The organism is Bradyrhizobium sp. CFUWI (assembly GCF_056429085.1).
This window is the reverse complement of the sequence record NZ_JBWJZE010000077.1, coordinates 1-3217: the sequence shown is the minus strand read 5'-3', so window position 1 is coordinate 3217 and position 3217 is coordinate 1. Positions and strand designations below refer to the sequence as shown.

Genomic DNA, 3217 nt, shown 5'->3' with positions numbered 1-3217 from the left:
CAGCGATCGCCCAAGAGCAATTTGCAAGAAACTGCGGGCTCACCCGCCGAAATCCTGCGAACAGAACCATGTCTGTTCGCCAAAAATCGATTCTCTCTCAACGGCTTGCGTGTTCTTCACAACCGACTGGTTCTTCTCGCCGGCGGATTGTACGTCATCATCGGCGAGCACTTCGCTGGAACTTCGGCGGATGCCACAGTAAATGCTCGACTTTACGTCGTGCGTGCGCCGATCGAAGGCCGGGTCACGCTTGCCGTCAAGAGCATTGGGGGGCGCATTAACGCGGGGGAACTCGCGGCTGAAGTGGCCGACGAGCGCTTCGACACCGCTCGGCTTCTTGAGCTTGAGCGCGATCGGGACAATCAACGCATCGAACTCAAACGCATCGCCGGTCAGCGTGACGTGCTATCGCAATCGAGAGCCGGATTTGATGCGCAGTCAACCGACTACCAGCGCGGTAGAATTCGGCAGATCGAGGCGCGGATCGCCGAGACGAGGGCGACGCAGGATGCGGCAGCCGCGCGCCTGCGCGAGGCAGATTCGGAATTCAAACGTGCCAATGAGTTGAACAATCGCGGCGTTCAGACGGCTGCCAGCCTGGACCGGGCGCGCGCGAAGTTCGATGTCGCACAGCAAGACGTGGAGAGTGCGCAACAGCGCGTCAACTATTTCGAGACGGAACTCACCTCAGCCCGCACCGGAGTCTTCATCGGCGAGTCATATAACGATGCCCCCTTCTCGACGCAGCGCATTCGGGAACTCGATCAGCGCCTGGCGGAACTGAATGTCGACGAGCAGCAGATTAAAGGGCGCATCGCTCAATTCGATCGGCAAATCGATGCCGAGCGTTTGCGCGTCAATCGCCTGACGTCCGCGACGCTTAATGCACGCGTCCCGGGCCTCGTCTGGGACATCCTGGTGGATGATGGCGCGTACGCACGGCGTGGGCAAGACCTGGTCAAGCTCGTCGACTGCAATAGCCTCGCGGTGACCGCGGGCGTATCCGAATCGCTTTATGACAGCCTCTCCGTCGGCGCGACGGTTCAGTTTCGGCTGTTTGGCGACGAACGAATTTTCGACGGAACCGTCACCCGGCTCGGCGGATCCGGCGCGTCGCCGCTTTACGCAAACCTTGCAGTGGGTCCGAGTCCGCAGCATCTGCAACGCTTTGACGTAACGGTAACGGTGCCGGGCCTCGCACAGCAGCCGGATCTTGGTTGTGCCGTCGGTCGCACTGGACGTGTTGTGTTTTCGAGCGGCCCGATCGCCCAATTCCGTCGTTTTCTCACGCGTTATGGCTTCTAATGTTAATGCTGTCGCCTCTGCTCGCCGCCCTGGGGGGAGCTGCCATCATCATCGGACTTCGCCTGACCGTCCTCCCACTGCTTGACCCGAGCCGATGGTACTGGCGCGCCCTTCTGCTCGGCCTGGCGGCAATTCTCTCTTGGCGCTACGTGGTATGGCGGTTCACCGAGACACTGGTGCCACTTGACTGGACTGCGGACGCATTGGTCAGTTGGGGCTTCGCCACGCTGGAGACGGGGACGGTTCTGTCCTCGTCCATCGCATTCATGATCCTTTCGCGCGTGAAGGAACGTACCGCGGAAGCTGACCAGCACGCCGGATGGTGGCTGCCTGGAGAAGCGCCAGGCGTCGACATCTTCATCACGACCTACAATGAGCCGCTCGAGATCCTCGAGCGGACGATCGTTTGCGTCAAAGCCCTACGATTTCCGAAGCTTCGTGCCTTTGTGCTTGACGACGGCCGCAGGGATTGGCTCCGACAAGCCTGTGAACGGCACTCCGTCGGATATATCGTGCGTTCCGATAACGCGCATGCCAAGGCGGGAAACATCAACCACGCGCTCGTCAAGCGTGCCCGGGATCCCGATCGACCAGATTTTATTGCTATCCTGGATGCCGATTTCGTTCCGCATTTCGATTTCATCGACCGCACAGTAGCACTGTTTCACGATCAAAGCGTCGGTCTGGTTCAAACGCCACAACATTTCTTCAATCCGGACCCTATCCAGCACAACCTCGGCATCAGCGCCGGGTATCCGGACGAGCAACGACACTTCTTTGATAATGTGGAACCGGCAAGGGACGCTTGGGGAATCGCGATCTGTTGCGGCACCTCATCCGTGATGAGGGTCCGAGCAATCCAACAGATCGGCCTGCTTCCGACGCAAAGCGTGACCGAGGACTTCCTGCTCACGCTCAAGCTCGCCGAAAACGGATGGCAAACCGTCTATCTAAACGAGCCGCTGACCGAGGGTTTGGCTCCAGAGGGCCTCAAGGAATACATCGTCCAGCGCGGCCGCTGGTGCCTCGGCCTCATGCAAATTGCGCGCAATTGCTACAATCCATTCGGTTCCCATCGCCTGGGTTTGATGCACCGGATCAGCGTCGTCGATTCCGTGCTTTATTGGTTAACCACCTTTCCTTTCCGCTTGGCGAGTCTGATCTTTCCGCTCCTGTACTGGTGGCTCGGCATTACGATCATGAATGCTTCGCTCGTCGATATCACCAGATACTACGTCCCGTATTATGTGATGGTCCTGGTGGCCTTGAACTGGCTCTCGAAGGGGCTCTTTATCCCCATCGTCAACGATACGTCGCAGCTGATTGCCGCTTGGCCGATTTGTCGGGCCGCTGCGCTCGGCCTCTTGACGCGAGGACCGCACAGATTTTCGGTGACAGCCAAGGGCGGCGACAGAACGAGGGTCGTCGTCCAATGGTCATTGATGCGACCGTTTTTGATCTTGTTTGGATTGACCCTTGGTGGCCTCATCGTTCCGCTGAATGCCGATTTTGTCTTCAACACCTCGTCGACAGCGGGCGACGGCGTCGCCATCGTTCTGTTTTGGACGGTCTACAACCTCCTAGTCTTGCTGGTGGCGATCGCGGCGTGCATCGAACGACCCCGATATAACCGACCGCAGCGCCAGGTGCTTGAACCGATCACGTTAACGATTGGAGGCGATCGGCACCGTGGTTGGCTCGTGAATCTCGGACCGGAAGGCGCTCGCATTAGCGGGCCATTCGGCCTTTCGGTCGGGGCGACAGGCAATTTGACGATTGTCCGTTGTCAGATGATTTGAGACTGATCAGGCGTTCTGCGAAGGGAGGCTCTGGCTCATCAGGGGTTAGAGTTTAAGCGGCCTGCAGACGATGCTGCAAGCGACGATTTGCAATGGTGTCGCGCTTGATGCGC

Annotated in this window: 2 protein-coding genes; both read left to right on the top strand. The window is 58.8% G+C overall.

Annotation, left to right across the window (positions count from 1 at the left end):
* A partial coding sequence (locus AC066S_RS38595; protein WP_478271901.1) for an HlyD family secretion protein occupies positions 1–1305 on the top strand: 1305 nt, incomplete at its 5' end.
* A gap of 5 nt (positions 1306–1310) precedes the next feature.
* Positions 1311–3104 carry a glycosyltransferase gene (locus tag AC066S_RS38590; protein WP_235884961.1) on the top strand — a complete coding sequence of 598 codons (1794 nt, stop codon included), beginning with the start codon at positions 1311–1313 and terminating at the stop codon, positions 3102–3104.
* The last annotated feature ends 113 nt before the right edge of the window (positions 3105–3217 follow it).

Bases quoted from the DNA above. Each gene is read 5' to 3' on its own strand.
- AC066S_RS38590 (WP_235884961.1), top strand. From the start codon at position 1,311: ATGCTGTCGCCTCTGCTCGCCGCCCTGGGGGGAGCTGCCATCATCATC.